Below are 16,001 nucleotides of genomic sequence, written 5' to 3'. Positions count from 1 at the left end.
TCTCGTCCACCCTGGGAGTGGGCGCTCACCGGAACGGAATCATCATGACCCAAGTACTCCCTGCCCGAAATCGGGCGTTGACCTCGGTCGCCGAGGTCGATGACCTGGTCGACTCCGAGGACATCAGAACCCGTCGACACAAGGTGATGTTGATTCTCGGTCTCGCCGGGATCGCCTTCGAGGCCTACTTCCTCGCCGTCCTGAGCTCGGGCACCGCACCCATGAGCGAGCAGCTGGGACTCGATGCCAACGGTGTCGGTCTGGTGAGTGCGTACGGCTACATCGCCACGCTCGTCGCGGCCGCCACCTGCGGCCTGCTCGCCGACCGCTATGGTCGCGTGAAGATCATGGTGTTCGCAAAGATCGTCGCGGTGATCGCCGCGTTGATGATGGCTGCCGCACCGAGTTTCGCGATGCTGGTGCTCGCCCGTTGCATCGCCGGTGCGGCCTACGGCGTCGATCTCGGCGTCGCGATGGCCTACCTGTCGGAGAACCTGCCGAAGAAGCGCCAGTATCTGCTCAACTTCTGGCAGGCTCAGTGGTACATCTCGACCGTCGTCGCACTCGCGATCGTGCTCGGCTTGTACCACCTCGACGTCGGCCTGGACATCTGGCGCTGGGGCCTCGTGACCGCCGCGATCTTTGCTTTCGTCGTCGCGATCGCCCAGTTCGTCCTCATGCCCGACAGCCCACGGTGGCTGGCGAAGAAGAATCGGCTGACTGATCTCACGAAGTCGTTGAAGCGGATGTACGGCATCGACGCGTCGTATCCGACAGGTCGTCTCGAGGCCGCGATCACCGAGCCGAAGAAGGAACGTCGGTTCACCGATTTGTTCAGCGTGCGGTTCCGCGCACGGACAGTCTTGGCCAATGTCGTGACGATGATGCAGGCCCTGCAGTACTACGCCGTCGCCTACTATCTGCCGGTCATCGCTCTCAGCCTGTTCGGGGACGACTTCGGTGAGGCCACGTTCGGGTCCATCGTGTTCAACCTGTTCGGCATCGTCGGTGGCGTCGCGTCGATCTGGGTCGCCGCCAAGCTGGGCGCGAACGGGGCGGCCAAGTACGGCTTCCTCCTCGTCGCGACGACGATCCTGGTGTTGGGTGTGTTCTTCGATTCCCTCCCGATAGCACTGGCATTCGCGGTGCCCGCCCTGTTCATCTTCTTCCACTCGGCCGGCCCCGGTGTGTCGGGACTGACGATGGCGGCCATGGCGTATCCCTCCGATCTGCGTGGTCGCGGAGGGCAGTTGGCCACGATCTCGCAGAGCATCGGCGGCATCGTCGGTCTCTACGCCTTCCCGCGGATGTCGGAGTCGCTCGGCCTGTCCACCACCATCACCATCTTCGTGGCGGTACCCCTCGTCGGCGCGGCGATCTGCATGCTGATCCGCTGGGAACCGTTCGACACGTCGACCGACTCCAACGACGTCGGTGCCGCGGAGGGAGACATGGCGGTGCGAGAGGTGTCGGGCCGATGACGCCCCGGACGACATCACCTGTCGCGCTGATAACCGGTGGCGGACAGGGGCTCGGCCTCGCGATGGCACGTCGCCTGCGCGCCGACGGTTTCGAGGTGGTGGTCGCCGACGTCGACGCCGGCCGGTCCGATCAAGCCGCGGCGGAGGTGTCGGGTACCGCCCTGGTGATCGACGTGACCGACGACGAGTCCGTGCGACGGGGAGTCGACACGCTGGCTCGACAGTTCGGTCGACTCGACGTCCTGATCAACAACGCGGGCATCATCTCCCGGAGCAACGCCGAGGAGATCGACTCCCACGGGTGGCAACGTGAACTGGACGTCCATCTGGGCGGGACGATGCGCTGCAGCCGACAGGCATTCGGGCTCCTTCGGGACTCGTCCAATGGGTCGATCATCAACCTGGCCTCCGTGGGCTCGACCCTCGGCCTACCGCATCGGCTGGCCTACACGGCGGCGAAGTCCGGCGTCACCGGTCTCACCCGCACGTTGGCCGCCGAGTGGGGACCGTTCGGGATCAGGGTCAACGCAGTGGCACCGGGCTACATCGACACCGGCATGATGCGCTCCGGTCTCGAGTCGGGGGTTCTCGACGAGGATCGGCTCCTCGAGCGTACGCCGCTGCGGCGCTTCGGGAGTCCTGACGAGATCGCCTCCGCCGCATCATTCCTCGCCTCGGCGGATGCCTCCTTCGTCACCGGCATCGTGCTGCGGGTCGACGGCGGCATCACCATCGACGGCACCTTCCACTCGTCTGAGTTCACAGGTGTCTCCGGCCGCGCGCACACTCCCGATTCGTCGGGAACTCAGGAGGGCCTTCGATGACTCCGACGGGAACCAGATCTACTACCGGACAGTCGGAATCGAGCCCCGTCGTCATCACCGATGCAGGTGATGTCGATCGGGCGATCGACGGACGCCCGATTCAGGGACGTCGTCATGTTTTTGTCATCGTGCTGGCATTCGCCGGACTGGGCTTCGAGGGATTCTTCGTCGGCGCCCTGAGTGGCGGAATGTCGACGCTCAAGGAGCAGCTCGGATTGGACGGCGATGCCGTCGGGACCTTCAGCGGATTGGGATACGCAGCGAGCATCGTCGCGGCCTTGGCGTGCGCACGAATCGGTGATCGGGTAGGTCGGGTTCGTCTGCTGGTGGGGGCGAAGGTCCTCGCCGTGATCGGTGCGACCGTCATGGCGACCGCAGGGTCGTTCGACATGCTGCTCGCCGGTCGGGTGACGAGCGGGATCGCGTATGGGATCGACCTCGGGATCGCGCTGGCCTACCTCGCCGAGTTCCTGCCCAAGGCCCGGCGCAACTGGCTGAACTTCAGTCAGGCGCAGTGGTACACGTCCACATCGCTCGCCCTGCTGGTCACCCTGGTGGTCACCGAGTTGGGAGCCGGGCTGGACACGTGGCGTTGGGTCCTCGGTGTGGCTGCTGTCGTCGCGTTCGTGCTCTTCCTGTGTCGCCTGATCTTCATGCCAGAGAGCGCGCGGTGGCTCGCTGCACGAGGCGATCTACCGGGCGCAGCGCGATCCCTGACGCGCTTGTACCGAGAGCCGTTCGTGGCCGAGGCTGCGGCATCGGCACCCGCACCCGCTGTGACCGTTCCATGGTCGGCGCTCTGGACTCCGGGCTACCGCAGGAGGACGGTCCTTGCGAACATCGTCGGGTTCACCGAGGCGTTGCAGTACTTCGCGATTGCGTTCTACCTGCCGATCATCTCACTGGAGTTGTTCGGTGGAGGGATCACGATGGCCATCGCAGGCTCGCTGGTGTTCAACGTGTTCGGGATCATCGGCGGGTTCCTGGCAGTTCGATTCACTCAGCGTCTGGGTCTGCGGGTCGCCACTGCATGGGGATACGCAGGTGTGGCGGTGTCGATACTCGTTCTCGCGCTATGGACCGACATCCCGTTGTGGGCCGGCTTCCTGGTGCCGTCGGTGTTCATCTTCTGCCATGCGATAGCTCCCGGCACCGCCGGACTCACGATGGGATCACTCGCATACCGCAGCGAGCTGAGGGCTCGCGGTTCGCAACTCGTCACGATCTCTCGCAGTGCTGCAGGTGTGACCGGACTGTATTGCTTCCCCGTGTTGCAGAGTGCCGTCGGGACGTCGACGACGCTGTTGATCTTCCTGGTCGCAGCGCCGCTGACCGGACTGGTCGCGTGCCTGGTGATCACGTGGGAGCCGCTGAGCAACGAGTCGGATCGCGAATTGGACATGCTGTCCGACATGCCATCCCGTCCCGTCGCACGGTCCGACCGATCGATGGGGGACGAGAACGAACCCGAATCGCGCGAAGCAGCACACGACGACGAGCGGATCGGTCCACGGTGACCGATCCGGATCGACCACTCGTACTGACCGAACTACCTGAGAGGACAACCGAATTGTTGACACACCCGACGGTCGATTCACCGACGGTCGCCGATCTGCGCGACATCGCGTTCCGACTTCGCTCGACGATGATGCGGATGGCCGCCGACAAGGGCGAGGGATACATCGCGCAGGGACTCGGCATCGCCGATGTGTTGGCGGTGATCTACTTCCGCCAGCTGCGGTTCGATCCCACCGACCCCGACTGGGTCGGCCGCGACCGCTTCCTCATGTCGACCGGGCACTACTCGATCGCGTTGTATGCCGTGCTCGCCGAGCTCGGCATCCTGACCGAGGATCAGATCGCGGACTACGGACTCAATGGCAGTGAGCTGCCGATGAGCACCTTCGACCAGACTCCCGGCGTCGAGATCACCGGTGGCTCCCTCGGCCACGGACTGGGCCAGGGAGTCGGCATGGCGCTGGGGATCCGGCTCGACGGCGGCGATCAGCGGATCATCGTCGAGTTGTCTGACGGTGAGCTGCAGGAGGGGGCGACCTGGGAATCGGCGATGTCGGCTGCCAGCTTCGGGCTCGGTGGACTCACCGCCGTGGTCGATTGCAACGGCATCCAGGCCGACGGTCCCATCGTCCTCGACATGGAGCCGATCGCCGACAAGTGGGCGGCATTCGGCTGGGCGGTGCAGGAGGTCGACGGCAACGACATCGACGCGTTGGTGGCGGGATTCGACGCGTTGTCGCAGGCGCCGGCTGACCGGCCCCGCGTCCTGATCACCCGCACCACACCCGGAACCGGGGTCCCGACCCTGGTCACCCGGGAACGGGCACATTTCGTCCGGGTCGCCGACAACGAATGGGCCGGACTCATCGCCGAACTGGAGGAGAATCGTGGCTGAGGTCAAGAACCGTGCGGGTGGCATGGGTGAGATCGCGGAGGTGGAGGGCCCGTACGAGCGGGCCCCCTTCGGAACCGAGCTCGCCGACCTGGGCGCACTCGATGAGCGGATCGTCGGACTGAGCGCCGACATGTCGAAGTATTCCGACATCATCCCGTTCCGGGACCGCTTTCCGGAGCGCTACTTCAACGCGGGCATGGCAGAGCAGAACGCCGTGATGATGGCCGCCGGCATGGCCAAGGTCGGCAAGATCGCCTTCTGCGCGACCTATGCTGCTTTCCTGACGCGGCGGGCGCTGGACTTCATCGCCGTCTCGTGCGCGCACAGCAACGCGAATGTCAAGATCGTCGCCGGCTCGCCGGGACTGGTGAATCCCTATGGGGCGACGCATCAGTCACTGGAGGACCTGGTGGTCATGCGGTCGATACCGGACCTCACCGTCATCGACCCGTGTGACGCCGTCGAACTTCGGCACGCAGTCCGCGCCGCGGCCGCGACACCGGGGACGTTCTACATCCGCAACCTACGCGGCAAGGTGCCGGTGGTGTTCGACGAGACGGACTTCACGTTCGAGATCGGGCGCGCGCGATTGCTGCGGCCGGGACGGGACGTCGCGGTGATCGGCACCGGCTTCATGACCGCGCGCGCCCTGGCGGCGGCGGAGACGGCTGCGGGACAGGGTGTGTCCGCGGCCGTGCTCCACGTCCCGACGGTGAAGCCACTCGACGCGGAGGCCATCGCCGCGGTGTGCGCCGACGTGAACCGGGTGATCGTTGTCGAGAACGGCGTGCGCTCAGGTGGTCTCGGCACCGCGGTCGTCGAGACGCTGTCCGATCATGGGATCGCAGTCCCGGTGCAGCGCATCGGACTCGGCGACCGCTTCCATCCGTGCGGATCCCAGGCCTACAACGAGGCGCTGTTCGGACTGGACGAGGACGCGATCACCCGCGCGGTCATCACCGGCGACTGGCCGCACACGTGAATGCGGTACTCGACGGCGTGGGGGTGGCCCGGGCGGCACGGAGGTTCGCCGCACCGCAGCAGTATGTGCAGGGGCCCGGTGTCTTCGACGACCTGGGCACGATCGTCTCGCCACACGGCACCCGACCGGTCGTGGTCGTCGATGCCGATGTCGCCGAACTACTCGGTGACCGACTCGCCGCGACCATGACCGCAGCGTCGCCGGCTCATCAGGTGCTCGCGGTCAGGGGGCCGGTCACCCGCGAGCACATCGCAACCGTTGTCGCCCGGATCTCGGGAGGCAGCGGTGACGTGATCGTCGGGGTAGGGGGAGGCAAGGCACTCGACATCGCGAAGGGTGTCGCCGAGTTGCTGGGCCGACCGATGATCTCGGTCCCGACCGTCGCGTCCAACGACGGCCCGACGGCCGCGGTCTTCGCCCTCTACGACGACGCCGGCCGACTCTCGGAACTCGGTCGGCTGCCGACCAATCCGGCCGCCGTGGTGGTCGATACCGAGATCATCGCCGGGGCTCCGATTCGGTTCCTGACGTCGGGCATCGGCGACGCCTTGGCGAAGAAGTACGAGGCGCGTTCGTGCGCCCGTGGCAGCGGTGTCACCACTCAGGGCACCCGCCCTCTCAACATCGGCTCGGTGGTCGCCGACGGATGTTCGCGAATCCTGCTGCGAGACGGCGAACAGGCGGTCCGCGATGCGGCGGACGGTCAGGTGACGCCTGCGGTGGAGGCTGTTGTCGAGGCGGTGATCTTGTTGTCGGGCATCGGATACGAGAACGGTGGGCTGTCCATCGCGCACTGCATGACGCGCGGACTGCAGATCGGACGCGGGACATCGGCGCATCTGCACGGCTTCCATGTGGCCTACGGGTTGCTGGTGCAACTGGCGCTCGAGGACGATCCGGACGTCGATGCGGGGGAGATCCGTCGGTTCCTGACCGCGATCGGGTTGCCGACCCGGCTCGCCGACCTCGACATGTCCGATCCGACCGCCGAGGAGATCGAGGAGCTCGCCGTCGCAGCGGCCGCGGCACCCCACGCGTCGAACACCTGGGTCGACGCCTCGACGCCCCGTATCATCGCCGCCATCGAGAGAGTGGAGAAAGAGGCGGGATCCGATGTCGGATGAGTCGCGGCCGCCGGTGCCCGCACCGGCGCCGTTCACGTTCGCGCCGCTGACGCCGGCCTCCTTCCTCGACCGTGCGGCGGCGGTCTTCGCCGACCGGACTGCGATCGTCGACGGCGACCGCCGTCTCACCTATCGCGAGTTCCACCGTCGGGTCGGCCGTGTGACAGGTGTCCTGGAGAGTCTCGGCGTGGGTGCCGGCGATCGGGTCGCCGCATTGTGCGCGAACAGTCACGTGATGCTCGAACTTCACAGTGCGGTACCGGTCCACGGGTCGGTGTTGGTGCCGTTGAACATCCGGTTGTCGGAGCGGGAACTGACGTACATCCTCTCGCACAGCGGCGCGGCCGTGCTGATCGCGACCGTCGAGTTCGCCGACCGGGCCCGGGCCGTCGGCGAGGCGGTCGGGGTGCGGGTCCTCGTCGCCGGCGAGGTCGACGGCCGCGACGAGTACGAAGAACTCCTCGCCCGGGCCGACGAGCCGGTCCGGCGCGAGCCCGAGGAGCGTGGACTGCTCGCGATCAACTACACGTCGGGGACCACGGGACGTCCGAAGGGCGTGATGTACCACCATCGCGGCGCCTACCTGCAGTCGCTCGCGATGGCTCATCACGCCGGACTGGGGCCGGCGACGAATTATCTGTGGACGTTGCCGATGTTTCACTGCGACGGTTGGTGTTTCACGTGGGCGGTCACGGCTGCAGGTGGAACGCACGTCTGCTTGCGGGCCATCGATCCCGGTCAGATCTGGCGACATCTGACCGAGGACGGGATCACACATTTCAGTGCCGCGCCCACCGTCCTGACGATGATCGCGGAGGACCCGACAGCGCGCCGGCTCGACCGGACCGTGGCCGCCGGAACCGGAGGGGCACCCCCGTCTCCCGCGCTGCTCTCACGGATGACGCGGCTCGGCATCGATGTCACACACCTGTACGGCATGACCGAGACCTTCGGTCCGATCGTGGTGAACCAGTGGCAGCCGGAATGGGACGGCGGTACCGACGACGACCGGGCCGTCCGCTCCGCGCGGCAGGGGATCGGCAACATCGCGTCCGGCCGGGTGCGAGTGGTCGCCGGGGACGGCACCGACGTCGCGGCCGACGGCGAGACCACCGGTGAACTGTTGGTGAGGGGGAACATCGTGATGCTCGGGTACTACCGGGACCCGGACGCGACAGCCGCGGCGTCACAGGACAGCTGGCTCCGAACCGGCGACATCGCCGTGATGCATCCCGACGGATACGTGGAGATCCAGGATCGCAGCAAGGACGTCATCATCTCCGGCGGGGAGAACATAGCGTCGGTCGAGATCGAGCGCGTCCTCGATGCTCATCCCGATGTCGTCGAGTCCGCCGTCGTGGGCCGCGCCGACGAACGGTGGGGCGAGGTGCCCGTGGCCTATGTGACCGTGCGAGCCGGTGCGCGGGTGTCCACCGACGACCTGCTCGATCACGTACGCCGGGAACTGGCGCGGTTCAAGGTGCCCAAGGAGATCGTGTTCGCCGACCTGCCCAAGACGTCGACGGGCAAGATTCAGAAGAACGTGCTCCGCACGCGGTCCCGCACCCCGAATCCGTAGAAGTTCGTACCGGAAACCGGGAACTTCTCCTACGAAATCGGTGGGGTGGGCGGCCGGCGGGAATTCGCGGCGTCGTTACCTGACCGTGACCGCCGGTATCGGAGTCGCATCACTCCGCGACAGTGGATGGCGGTGGGCATCGAGCGACCGATAGCGTCGAACCCGAAGACACTCCGACGACTCACCGATCGGGGACCTACAGAGCGCTCATCGTCGCTGACGGACAACGCTTGTCGGCGCCGGCCCCCACCGATCCGATGCCTCGGGTGACTTCGCCACTGCCGGCGGGGCCGAGCCACGTGCTCCCGACCAGCGCATGACCCTGCGACGATCGGTGGACACCATGACACTGGCTCCTTTCGCCAACGAACGGCACGACTCGATCGACGTCTTCGACGTCCTCACCCCGCACGAGGCCCAGCATGCCGAACCGCTGTTCGAGGTGAACGTCGAGCATCGATCCCCCGAGCGCGCCACCGTGTGGGCAAGCGGTGAGATCGATGTACTGGCCGCATCCGACGTCCAGAACGCGGTCGACGAGGCGTTGCGCTCGGCCGACTCGGTCCACGTCGAGTTGTCGTCGGTGACCTTCCTCTGCTCCCGCGCGGTGTGCGTGCTGGCCGAGCATCCCGCCGCGTCCGACGGTCGGATGAGCGTCCACGCACCGACCCGGCACACGCGGATGCTCTTCGAGCTCTTCGGGGCACAGGGGCTGCTCGCCTGATCGGCAGCACCTTCTCGGTCCGCGCCGCCCGAGGCGGCCCCACTGAAACTGATCCGTCGGCACCACTCGGTGTCGGCGGATCGGTCGTCTCCGGACCATCGCGAAAGCGCGGTAACGCCTGTTCGGGCGTCCGTTTCGGGCGATACTTCAGCGATGAGAGCCCACACCCGCGCGACCGCGGTGATCGTGCGCAGTGTCTACGGCACGGCAGCGGTCGAGTGGTTCCTGATATTCGCCATCGGCACCATCTTGGTGACGCGGGCTTATCTCGAGCTGACGGGCTACCCGCAGATCGGTGGCGGCACCCTCCACATCGCCCACGCCCTGTGGGGTGGCGCGTTGATGATGCTGGCGCTCGTCACGGGATGGCTCTTCCTCGGACCGACGACCCGCATCCTCGCGATCGTGATGGGCGGCATCGGGTTCGGGCTGTTCCTCGACGAGGTCGGCAAGTTCGTCACCAAGGACAACGACTACTTCTACGGTCCGTCCGCCGAGATCATGTACCTCCTGGTCGTACTGATCCTCCTCATCAGTCGGATCGTCCGGGACGTCAGGCGTCCGACAATCGCGGAGGCGATTGCCAACGCTGCTGCCATCGCGGCCGATGGGGTGGCCCACGGCCTGCCGACCCGGCGACGACAGCAGGCCACCGAGTTCCTCCAGGTGGCCGCGGACAACGGCGGCGACCCGGAGACCATCGCGCACATCCGCGCGTTGGTCGAGGCGGGAGTCGACACGCCAGATCGGCTGATGCGGCTGCGTGCGCGGGCGACCCGCCTGATCCCCGGCTTCTTCCGCAGTCCGCGCTGGCTCACCGTCGTCGGGTGGTTGCTGGTGGCCAGCTCCACGATCACCGTGATCGTCGGCGGGCTCAGCTTCTACTTCGACGGTCGGCGTCGCGGTGACGTCGACCTCTACCTGGAACTGAGCAAGAACCACACCGCCACCTGGATCCTCCTGGTCAGTGGTGCCGTCACGCTCGCGCTCGCGTTGCCCGCGATGATCGCCCGACGTCGAACCGTGCGCGTGTGGCCGCTGCGAGCCCTTCGGATCGCGGCGCTGATCTTCACGCTCTCCAACGCCCTCGTCGACTTCGCGCTCGAAGGCTTCGGGGCCGTCTTCAACCTCACCCTCGGCCTGTTCGCCCTGGCCGTCATCAGCTACCACCTGGGTATCCGGGTCGCGGTCGCGACCCGGGAGCTCGACCATGATGAACTGAGGGTGTGACTGGACTCGACCGGGAATCGGTGCGTGCACGGCTCGCCGAGTTCGACCGCCGGGTCGTCGATGTCGGCGAGGTTGCCGACAGTCGTCCGGCCGCGGTCGCGATCACGATCGTCGAGCACGACGGACGGCACGGCATCTGGCTGACCAAACGTCCGGCGTCGATGCGCGCACACGCCGCGCAGTTCGCCCTCCCCGGTGGTCGGCTGGACCCGGGCGAGGACGAACCGACCGCCGCGTTGCGCGAGCTCCACGAGGAGATCGGCATCCGGCTGGCCCCGGACGACGTCATCGGAATGCTCGACGACTATCCGACCCGATCGGGCTATGTCATCACCCCGGTGGTCTGCTGGGCCGATGTCGATCAGACACCGCGTCCCAACCCGGCCGAGGTCGCCGAGTTGTTCTTCGTCGACACCGACGAACTGATGGCCGAGCCACGTTTCCACTCCATCCCCGAATCCGAACGCCCGGTGATCCAGTTGCCGATCGTCGGGTCTCTCGTCCATGCGCCGACCGCGGCCGTGATCTACCAGTTCGCCGAGGTGGTTCTACGTGGTCGACACACTCGCGTCGACGGTTACGAGCAGCCGGTCTTCGCCTGGCGATAGAAAGTTCCGCCGCGCGGGAATGAAATCGGACCGTGGTCCGGTTACACTCGTCGATGGGTCGCGAGGACCCACCGACCATCCGGGGATCGACGCCGGTCCCATCCGCAGGAGGAATTCTCATGACCACCAGCATCAAGGCCCCGCTCTCCGCAGGCACCTGGACCATCGATCCCGTCCACTCGACCGTCGGCTTCTCGGTCAAGCACCTCGTGGTGAGCAAGGTCCGCGGCAGTTTCGGTGCGTTCACCGGCACCATCACGGTCGCCGAGGACGGCACCCCGTCGGTGAACGCCGAGATCGACGTCACCTCGATCACCACCAACAACGAGCAGCGCGACGGGCACATCCGGTCCGCCGACTTCTTCGACGCCGAGAAGTTCCCGACCGCGACCTTCGTGTCGACCTCGGTGCAGTCGAAGGGTGACGATTACGAGCTGACCGGTGACTTCACCCTCAAGGGCGTCACCAAGCCGGTCACCCTCGCGCTCGAGTTCAACGGCGAGAACCCCGGCATGGGCCAGGGCCCCGTCGCCGGCTTCGAGGCCAGCACCGTGATCAACCGCAAGGACTTCGGCATCGACATCGACATGCCGCTGGAGACCGGCGGCGCCGTCGTCGGCGACAAGATCACCATCACCCTCGAGATCGAGGCACTCGGCCAGCAGGCCTGATCCTCTTTTGACCGCCGGTCGCGACTCGTCGTTACCGGTCTCAGGAGTCGGTGCGCTGACCCCCGACCACGCGCACCGGCTCCTGTCCTACCGCCCGGGCTGCCGCGACTTCGTGTCGCGCGTCCGGGCGGCGTGGTCTCGGCCCTTCGTCGGTGAACGTCGATTCGGTATCCTGCACATACCGGATGGCAGGAGGTGGCCGTTGATGCGACCACGCGATCGACACCGCCCGGACGATGAGCGTCGGATCGGCCGGGCCCGATCGACCATGCGTTACCTTCTCGGCCGTCCCGTCGCCGCCGACCTCGACATGGTGACCCTCCCGGTCGCCGATCGCGCATGGATGGCCCGGTGCGCGACCGCGGCCGCCGGCCTCGCGATCGTCGGGAGCAACGGCCTGGTCGGTCTGGAGACGTTCTTCCTGGTCCAGCTCGCCTTCAACGGCGGGCAGCTCTCCTTCGAGACCACCATCGGTGCTCCGAATTTCCCGGCGGTCGTGGCCGCCATCGTGGCCGGGATGATCGTGAACGTCGTCCTCGGCCTGTACCTCCTCAAACCGGCGCTGCGCTGGTTCGTCTCCGGTGCCGCCGCCGATCACGAGCAGCGCCGAGCCGTGCAGCGCATACCGATCTTCCAGGTGTGCGGATCGCTTGCCGCGTGGGCGACGGCCCTGGTGACCTACGCCGTCACCGCCGACGACCTGGCGAGCGTCACGGTCGCCGCCGTGGCCGGCGCATTCGCGCTGGCCGGCATCTCCAGTGCGTGTATCACGTATGTGTTCGCCGAGCGCGCCGCTCGCCCCCTCGCGGTGGTGGCGCTGCGCGACTATCCCGCGCAACACGTGATCAACGGTGTGCACGCCCGCATGACGGCGGTGTGGCTGGTCAGCTCCGCGGTGCCGATGATCGGCCTGCTGATCATGAACATAGCGCGCTGGACAGGCATGCTCCCGCCGGTGCGCGGGCCGGTGGACTGGACGTCGATGGTGCTGGCGATCGTCAGCCTGGCCGCCGGCGCGCGCGTCATCGCACTGGTGGGCCGCGCCATCGCCGACCCCCTCATCGACCTGCGTTCGGCCATCCGTCGCGTCGACGACGGTGACCTCGCGGCACGCGTCCCGGTCTACGACTCGTCCGAACTCGGGGTCCTCCAGCACGGTTTCAACGAGATGGTGACCGGGCTCGAGGAGCGTGAGCGGATGCGCGAGCTGTTCGCGCGGCACGTCGGCGACACCGTCGCGGCCAACGCACTCGAACGCGGCGTCGGAATGCACGGCGCCAAGACCGAGGTCGGGGTCTTGTTCGTCGACATCGTCGGATCGACGACCATTGCGGCGCAACAGGACCCGCAACGGACCGCCGATCTGCTGAACGCCTTCTTTACCATCGTGGCCGACGCCGTCGACCGCCACGGTGGCTTCGTCAACAAATTCGAGGGTGATGCCGCGCTCGCGGTCTTCGGCGCTCCCGTGGAGGTCGAGCGTCCAGGGGCGGCCGCGCTCGCCGCGGCACGAGATCTCGCCCGCAGTCTCGACGAGAACCTGGCGATCTCCTGGGGGATCGGGGTGTCCTACGGCCCGGTCTTCGCCGGTGACATCGGTTCGGAACGGCGTTATGAATACACGGTCATCGGGGATCCGGTGAACGAATGCGCACGACTGTCGGAGATGGCGAAGTCGAACAGCGTGCCGGTCATCGCCAGCGGCGCAGCACTCACCGACGCCGGAGACGAGGCGGAGGAATGGCGTTCCATCGGGTCACGCCGGCTGCGCGGCCGGACCGAGAACACCGACGTCTTCGTGCCCGAGGAACTGGCCCAGGACGCGCGCCAACCGTCGCTGGCCGCGGGACTCACCGGACTGCTGCGCCCGCCGCACAAGGTGTCCGCGTCGGGTCTGCTCCGGCTGCCGTTCACCTTCCTCGGCCGCTGAAGCCACGTCTGTTCGGTTGGGCCGCAGCATCATCGACGATGCAAGCGATCTCCTGCCCCGGTTGCCGTTGACACCGGTGGCGCGGGGAAAATAGTTTGGTCCGGAGGTGGTCGATCGGCGGCGGTCACCGGTCCGCCCCGGACGCCTCGACCGCCGACACGGTTCGGGCGAATGGCCCGGCAAGACAGGGAGCGTGGCGCGATGAGTGGATGGTCCACATCCGACATCCCGGATCAGACAGGTCGTCGGGTGGTCATCACCGGCGCGAACAGTGGATTGGGCGCCGAGACGGCCAAGGCGCTCGCCGCCGCGGGCGCCGAGGTGGTGCTGGCCGTGCGGACCACCGCCAAGGCCGAACCCGTCGCAGCCGAGATCGGGCCGAAGGCGTCGGTTCGCCGGCTCGACCTCGCCGACCTCGCGTCGGTGCGCGACTTCGCCGAGGGATTCGACGGCGCCGACGTGCTGATCAACAACGCCGGCGTGATGGCGGTCCCGCTGGCCCGGACCGCCGACGGCTTCGAGATGCAGATCGGTACCAATCATCTCGGCCACTTCGCGCTGACGGCGCTGCTGCTGCCGAAGATCACCGATCGCGTCGTGACCTTGTCGTCGGAGGTACACCAGATCGGCAACCTCGACCTCGACGATCTCAACTGGGAGAAGCGGAAGTACGGACGCTGGCGCGCGTACGGCGACTCGAAACTCGCCAACCTGATGTTCGGCAAGGAACTCGCCGCGCGGCTGGGCTCCTCCGGCTCCACGGTGCAATCGCTCGTCGCGCACCCGGGTTATGCCGCAACCGAATTGCAGGGTCGCTCCGGGAACTGGACCGACCGGTTCGCGAAACTCGCAAACCGGCTGCCGATCGCGCAGTCGGCGGCGGGGGGTGCCCTTCCCACGCTGTACGCGGCGACCTCGCCGGACGCCTCATCGGGCGGCTTCTACGGTCCGACGGAGTTCTTCGGTATGCACGGCGCCCCGGGACCCTCGCGCTATCACAAGCGAGCCGACGACACGGTCAAGCGGGAACGGCTGTGGACCCTCTCGGAGTCGTTGACCTCCACGACCTTCGGGGTCTGACGCGATCCGCGGGTCGGGGATTCGGATCGAATCCCCGACCGCGCCGGGTCAGCGGATCGTGAAGGCGATCTTGTTGGAGGCGCCCGAGATGCCGTCGGTGACGCTGATCGTGTAGTTGCCTGGGGCGCGGAGGACGAAGGTCTTCGTCGCGGTGCAATCGCGCGTCCGGGTGAGCTGTGCCGACTTCGGGACGCGGGGTCCCGACAGGCGGACCGCGATCGCGCACTCGTTGCCGTCGATGACCGGACCGGCGTCGATGGTGGAGTTCCATCGCACGCCCACGCCAGCACCCTTGCCGTAGACACCCGGAGCGACCGGCTTCGACTTCGGTGCGTACACCCAGGTGTTGATCGACTTGACGCCGTTGGGCGCATCCGGACGGCCGAGCTTGCCGAAGTGCTTCGGGGTGTTGTCCGACGATCCGAGCGCCGCGCTACCCGAGTCCAGGCTGCCGGTTCCGCCCGCGCTGCCGAAGAGCGCGTCGAGTGGGTCGGCTCCGGCCGGTGCGGAAGAGAGGGCGATCGCGAGGGCGCTCAGCAGTGAGAGGACAAGTGCGGACGCCGACGTCGTGCGCTTCATGGGGGACTCTTTCGTGGGGACGGCACGGACGGACCCCGTCTCGCCAACAGCACCCACCCGGATAACGGATCGATTAAACCACGGGGCTGTTCGTCAACCTCGTGACGGGCGTCACCAGACGCCGAGTGGTCGGAACTGCACGCTCATCCGCGCGCCGACGCCGTGCGCCTTGGGTACCGCGTGTTCCCAGGTCCGCTGGCAACTGCCGCCCATCACCAACAGGTCGCCCGCGGCGAGCGTGAAGGTGAGAGACGCGCCACCCGCCCGTGGACGCAGCATCAGGGCGCGGGCCGAGCCCAGGGAGAGGATCGCGACGAGGGTGTCCTCGGTGTTGCCACGGCCGATGCGGTCGCCGTGCCAGGCGACGCTGTCGGAACCGTGGCGGTACAGGCACAGACCTGCCGTGGCGAAGCCGTCCGGAAGTATCGGGCGGTAGTGATCGCTGAGACGCGAACGTGCCTGCGTCAGAAGAGGGTCGGGTAATGCGTCGTCTGCGAGATAGGTCGCGACGAGGCGCGGCACGTCGACGATGCGGTCGTACATCCGCCGCCGCTCAGTACGCCATGGGACGTCGGTCCGCAGGTGGTCGAACAGCGCGTCCGACCCGCCCAGCCATCCCGGACACAGGTCGACCCAGGCGCCTTCGGTCAGCGGGCGCCGCACCATCTGGTCGGCCAGAGATGCGAAGACCGGCTCGTCGGTGGGCTGATCGAACAGCGAGCCCTGCATCCCGGCGGTCATGTCGCCAGCCTACACCGTTAGTCGAACGTGTGTTC

At 67.1% G+C, this 16,001-nt stretch carries 15 protein-coding genes; 13 read left to right on the top strand and 2 right to left on the bottom strand.

What is annotated here, in order from left to right; genetic code table 11:
• Window positions 1–44: 44 nt before the first annotated feature.
• The 13 genes from GS4_RS10855 (at window position 45) to GS4_RS10795 (ending at window position 14,646) form a co-directional block, all read left to right on the top strand.
• Window positions 45–1,481, top strand: a complete 1,437-nt coding sequence (locus tag GS4_RS10855) for an MFS transporter (RefSeq protein ID WP_007620463.1) — start codon at window positions 45–47, stop codon at window positions 1,479–1,481.
• Window positions 1,478–2,305: an SDR family NAD(P)-dependent oxidoreductase gene (locus GS4_RS10850; protein ID WP_007620461.1), complete on the top strand. Its 828-nt coding sequence runs from the start codon at window positions 1,478–1,480 to the stop codon at window positions 2,303–2,305. The genes GS4_RS10855 and GS4_RS10850 overlap by 4 nt, the downstream gene beginning before the upstream one ends.
• A gap of 128 nt (window positions 2,306–2,433) precedes the next feature.
• Window positions 2,434–3,822 (top strand): MFS transporter, encoded by a 1,389-nt coding sequence (locus GS4_RS10845; protein WP_157226585.1) that lies wholly within the window; start codon window positions 2,434–2,436, stop codon window positions 3,820–3,822.
• 53 nt (window positions 3,823–3,875) lie between these two features.
• The gene (locus tag GS4_RS10840) at window positions 3,876–4,718 is read left to right on the top strand and encodes a transketolase (protein WP_007620458.1); all 843 of its coding nucleotides are present in this window, start codon (window positions 3,876–3,878) and stop codon (window positions 4,716–4,718) included.
• Complete coding sequence (locus tag GS4_RS10835) at window positions 4,711–5,700, top strand: transketolase family protein (protein WP_007620456.1); 990 nt, start codon at window positions 4,711–4,713, stop codon at window positions 5,698–5,700. Before GS4_RS10840 ends, GS4_RS10835 begins: the two co-directional genes overlap by 8 nt.
• A complete protein-coding gene (locus GS4_RS10830; RefSeq protein ID WP_007620454.1) occupies window positions 5,697–6,824 on the top strand; it encodes an iron-containing alcohol dehydrogenase in 1,128 nt (375 codons plus the stop codon). Before GS4_RS10835 ends, GS4_RS10830 begins: the two co-directional genes overlap by 4 nt.
• Window positions 6,814–8,403, top strand: a complete 1,590-nt coding sequence (locus GS4_RS10825) for an AMP-binding protein (RefSeq protein WP_007620452.1) — start codon at window positions 6,814–6,816, stop codon at window positions 8,401–8,403. The genes GS4_RS10830 and GS4_RS10825 overlap by 11 nt, the downstream gene beginning before the upstream one ends.
• A 343-nt stretch (window positions 8,404–8,746) precedes the next feature.
• On the top strand, window positions 8,747–9,127 hold the full coding sequence (locus GS4_RS24805; protein ID WP_007620450.1) for an STAS domain-containing protein: 381 nt from the start codon (window positions 8,747–8,749) through the stop codon (window positions 9,125–9,127).
• 153 nt (window positions 9,128–9,280) lie between these two features.
• Window positions 9,281–10,357 carry a hypothetical protein gene (locus tag GS4_RS10815; RefSeq protein WP_007620449.1) on the top strand — a complete coding sequence of 359 codons (1,077 nt, stop codon included), beginning with the start codon at window positions 9,281–9,283 and terminating at the stop codon, window positions 10,355–10,357.
• Window positions 10,354–10,965 carry an NUDIX hydrolase gene (locus GS4_RS10810; protein WP_007620448.1) on the top strand — a complete coding sequence of 204 codons (612 nt, stop codon included), beginning with the start codon at window positions 10,354–10,356 and terminating at the stop codon, window positions 10,963–10,965. The genes GS4_RS10815 and GS4_RS10810 overlap by 4 nt, the downstream gene beginning before the upstream one ends.
• Window positions 10,966–11,084: 119 nt before the next feature.
• Entirely contained in the window at window positions 11,085–11,636 is a 552-nt protein-coding gene (locus tag GS4_RS10805; RefSeq protein ID WP_007620447.1) for a YceI family protein, read from the top strand.
• A 205-nt stretch (window positions 11,637–11,841) separates the two neighbouring features.
• Window positions 11,842–13,566, top strand: a complete 1,725-nt coding sequence (locus GS4_RS10800; protein WP_007620446.1) for an adenylate/guanylate cyclase domain-containing protein — start codon at window positions 11,842–11,844, stop codon at window positions 13,564–13,566.
• 201 nt (window positions 13,567–13,767) lie between these two features.
• On the top strand, window positions 13,768–14,646 hold the full coding sequence (locus GS4_RS10795; protein WP_007620439.1) for an oxidoreductase: 879 nt from the start codon (window positions 13,768–13,770) through the stop codon (window positions 14,644–14,646).
• Window positions 14,647–14,694: 48 nt separating this feature from the next.
• Here the strand turns inward: GS4_RS10795 and GS4_RS10790 are convergent, their stop codons facing one another.
• Both GS4_RS10790 and GS4_RS10785 read right to left on the bottom strand, forming a co-directional pair.
• Window positions 14,695–15,225: a hypothetical protein gene (locus GS4_RS10790; protein WP_007620438.1), complete on the bottom strand. Its 531-nt coding sequence runs from the start codon at window positions 15,223–15,225 to the stop codon at window positions 14,695–14,697.
• 111 nt (window positions 15,226–15,336) lie between these two features.
• Window positions 15,337–15,966 carry an alpha-ketoglutarate-dependent dioxygenase AlkB gene (locus GS4_RS10785; RefSeq protein WP_007620437.1) on the bottom strand — a complete coding sequence of 210 codons (630 nt, stop codon included), beginning with the start codon at window positions 15,964–15,966 and terminating at the stop codon, window positions 15,337–15,339.
• Window positions 15,967–16,001 lie beyond the last annotated feature (35 nt).

Origin of the sequence: Gordonia soli NBRC 108243 (genome assembly GCF_000334455.1) — a bacterium.
In the GTDB taxonomy this organism is placed as follows: domain Bacteria; phylum Actinomycetota; class Actinomycetes; order Mycobacteriales; family Mycobacteriaceae; genus Gordonia; species Gordonia soli.
Note: the sequence above shows the minus strand (reverse complement) of the source record. Positions and strands in the feature narration are given on the sequence as shown.